This window comes from Gluconacetobacter entanii (assembly GCF_003206495.1).
GTDB classification, from domain to species: domain Bacteria; phylum Pseudomonadota; class Alphaproteobacteria; order Acetobacterales; family Acetobacteraceae; genus Novacetimonas; species Novacetimonas entanii.
In genome coordinates, this window is the sequence record NZ_NKUF01000103.1 from 1 (window position 1) to 2,687 (window position 2,687).

Consider the following 2,687-nt stretch of genomic DNA (forward strand, 5'->3'; position numbering starts at 1 on the left):
CCGGCAAGAAAAAGAATGACGGAAAACACCTGTTTTCCGTCATATACCCTCAGCATCCGACCTTAGCGTATATCTGTGCCCGTTCTATGTACCGACCCCGGCCCGGCGCGTAATGGACACGATGGGCGAGAGTGCCCATCCCTTCGAGTCTTTGAAGGATGTCAAAGCCCCGCAGCGCAGTGGCGAAGCCTGGACGGGGTTTGTGAACCTGCTGACAGCCCCTAGCAGCCATCAGGTCGGCTGGCCGGGCGAGATCGCGGCTGTACGCTACTGGTATGAACCACATCTGGAGCGGCTGCATGAGGACGCCTCCACCCGTCTGGCCGATCTGGTGCAACTGGAGCAGATTGCCGGGGGGTACCCGTCACGGGAAAAATTCCTGACCGAACTGACGCTGGACCCGCCGGATGCCACATCCGATCAGGCCGGCGTGCCGCTGCTGGATGAGGATTATCTGATCCTCTCGACCATTCATTCCGCCAAGGGGCAGGAATGGAAGAACGTGTTCGTGATGAACGCCGTCGACGGCTGCATTCCGTCTGATCTGGCGACCGGCGAGCAGGACGATATCGAGGAGGAACGCCGGCTGCTCTATGTCGCCATGACGCGGGCGAAGGACAGTCTCGATATCATGGTGCCGCAGCGTTTTTACGTGCATGGCCAGCACAGCAGGGGTGCCCGGCATGTCTATGCCTCGCGGACGCGCTTCATCGACCGGGACATGCTGCCTTTGTACGAAGCCGTGTCATGGCCAGTCGTGAAACCGGAAGAGCAGGAAAGGCAGGACGCGGTGAAGTCGGTACGGATCGATATGGCCGCCCGCCTGCGTGGTATGTGGTCGTAAGGGAGCAACGCGGATGTGTAATCTCTATTCCATGACCTCGAACCCGCAGGCGATCCGGGAGATTGCGAAAGTCCTTGAGGATCGCACGGGCAATCTACAGCCGCCGCCCGAGATCTATCCGAACACGATGGCGCCGATCGTGCGGAATGGTGAGAACGGCCGTGAACTGGTCATGGCGCGCTGGGGCATGCCGACACCGCCCGGCTATCTCAAGGGACACAAGGTCGATCGCGGCGTCACCAATATCCGGAATCCGATCTCGACATGGTGGAAACGCTGGGAAGACATGCAACATCGCTGTCTGGTGCCGCTGACGGCGTTCTCGGAACCGGAGCGTCTGCCTGACGGGAAATCGCGGCCGGTGTGGTTTGCCCGCAGCGACGGAGAACCACTGGCTTTCTTTGTCGGGATCTGGTGCCGGTGGACGTCCGTGCGGAAACTGGCTGACGGGGAAACGACGGACGACCTGTTCGGGTTTCTGACCACCGAGGCAAACCAGGAAGTGGACGCGATCCATCCGAAGGCCATGCCGGTCATTCTGACACAACCGGGCGAACTGGATGTGTGGATGAACGCCCCAGCGGCAGAGGCTCTGCGGCTTCAGCGACCTCTGCCGAATGGCGTGCTTGCTCGTGTCGAATCCCAGCCTCTTTCAGAATAAGGGAGGAGAGACAGACTCCCCCCTCTTATCAGAAGAGTATCTAGGTTTTTACAGGTGGATCTTCAGATTGCGAGCGTACGTTTGATGACGTCGCAATAGGCGTCCATGAAGCGTTTTGAGAGAGCGGCGTCCGGAACAAACATATCGAAGACGTGGTAGGCACCGGGCACAACGAAGACTTCGACGGGAACGCCTGCGGCCATCAGGCGGGTGGCGTAATCGAGGTCTTCGCAGAGAAACAGGTCCATGGAGCCGACCCCGATGAAGGTGGGCGGCAGTCCGGCGAGGTTCGTTGCGCGTCCGGCGGCTGCGTAGTCCGGGGTTTTGTCGCCGCCGGCCGCGTCCCCGAGGTAGCACTGCCAGGCGTATTTGTTGGCCGAACGGGTCCAGACATATTCACCGAATGCCGGGGCAGGATCGCGTTTTATTGCCGTGCGGTCATCGAGCATCGGGTAGATAAGGATCTGGCAGGCGAGTTTGTATTCGCCGCGATCGCGGGCCATCAGGGCGAGAGCCGCGCTGAGGCCGCCCCCCGCGCTTTCTCCAGCGACAACGACTTTATCGCGGTTGATACCCAAGCGGGCTGCGTTTTCGTTTACCCATTTGAGGACAGCGTAACAGTCTTCGATGGCGCCGGGATATTTCACTTCCGGGGCAAGACGATAATCGACCGAGAAGATGTGCATGCCGAGACGGTTGGCGAGGATCTGGCATTTTGGATCGTCCACTTCCGGGTGGCCAGAGATAAGACCGCCGCCGTGAATGTATACCATGGCGGGCGCATTGGGGGCGGCTTTGCGGGGGCTGTAGACGAGGACGCGCACGTCTGGCGCCTTGTTGAGACCGGGGACGTATTCTTCCCGTGTATCGACATCCGGCGAAGGTCTGCCTTCCATGAGCCGGACAGAAGTAAGGAAGATTTCGCGCACTTCCGGCAGTGAACGATCCGAAAGACCGTCGAAAGACGGCATTTTCGCCAGAACGGGCAGAAATTCCGGATTTACGACATTCTTTGGCATGACTTGATAACTCCTTTTGCGGATCGCCCCGCCAGGGGTCTGTGATCCATGGCGGAGATGATGTGAGACTGTGTAGAATTTTGTGCGGTGGCACTTTTTCAGGCCATTGGGAAACGATCATCGAACATGATGGCGAGCTGGCATCTGACAGCATACCATTCGC

3 protein-coding genes are annotated in these 2,687 nt (G+C 59.3%); 2 read left to right on the top strand and 1 reads right to left on the bottom strand.

Annotation, left to right across the window (positions count from 1 at the left end):
* Window positions 1-202: 202 nt before the first annotated feature.
* The gene (locus CFR72_RS16545; RefSeq protein ID WP_244182354.1) at window positions 203-844 is read left to right on the top strand and encodes a 3'-5' exonuclease; all 642 of its coding nucleotides are present in this window, start codon (window positions 203-205) and stop codon (window positions 842-844) included.
* Window positions 845-857: 13 nt separating this feature from the next.
* Entirely contained in the window at window positions 858-1,505 is a 648-nt protein-coding gene (locus CFR72_RS16550; RefSeq protein WP_110914794.1) for an SOS response-associated peptidase, read from the top strand.
* 62 nt (window positions 1,506-1,567) lie between these two features.
* On the opposite strand, the gene CFR72_RS16555 is transcribed toward CFR72_RS16550, so the two are convergent.
* Window positions 1,568-2,524, bottom strand: a complete 957-nt coding sequence (locus CFR72_RS16555; protein WP_061274662.1) for an alpha/beta hydrolase — start codon at window positions 2,522-2,524, stop codon at window positions 1,568-1,570.
* Window positions 2,525-2,687: the final 163 nt, after the last annotated feature.

Excerpts from the sequence above, each read along its gene's own strand:
- CFR72_RS16550 (WP_110914794.1), top strand. The coding sequence starts at position 858 with ATGTGTAATCTCTATTCCATGACCTCGAACCCGCAGGCGATCCGGGAG.
- CFR72_RS16555 (WP_061274662.1), bottom strand. The coding sequence starts at position 2,524 with ATGCCAAAGAATGTCGTAAATCCGGAATTTCTGCCCGTTCTGGCGAAA.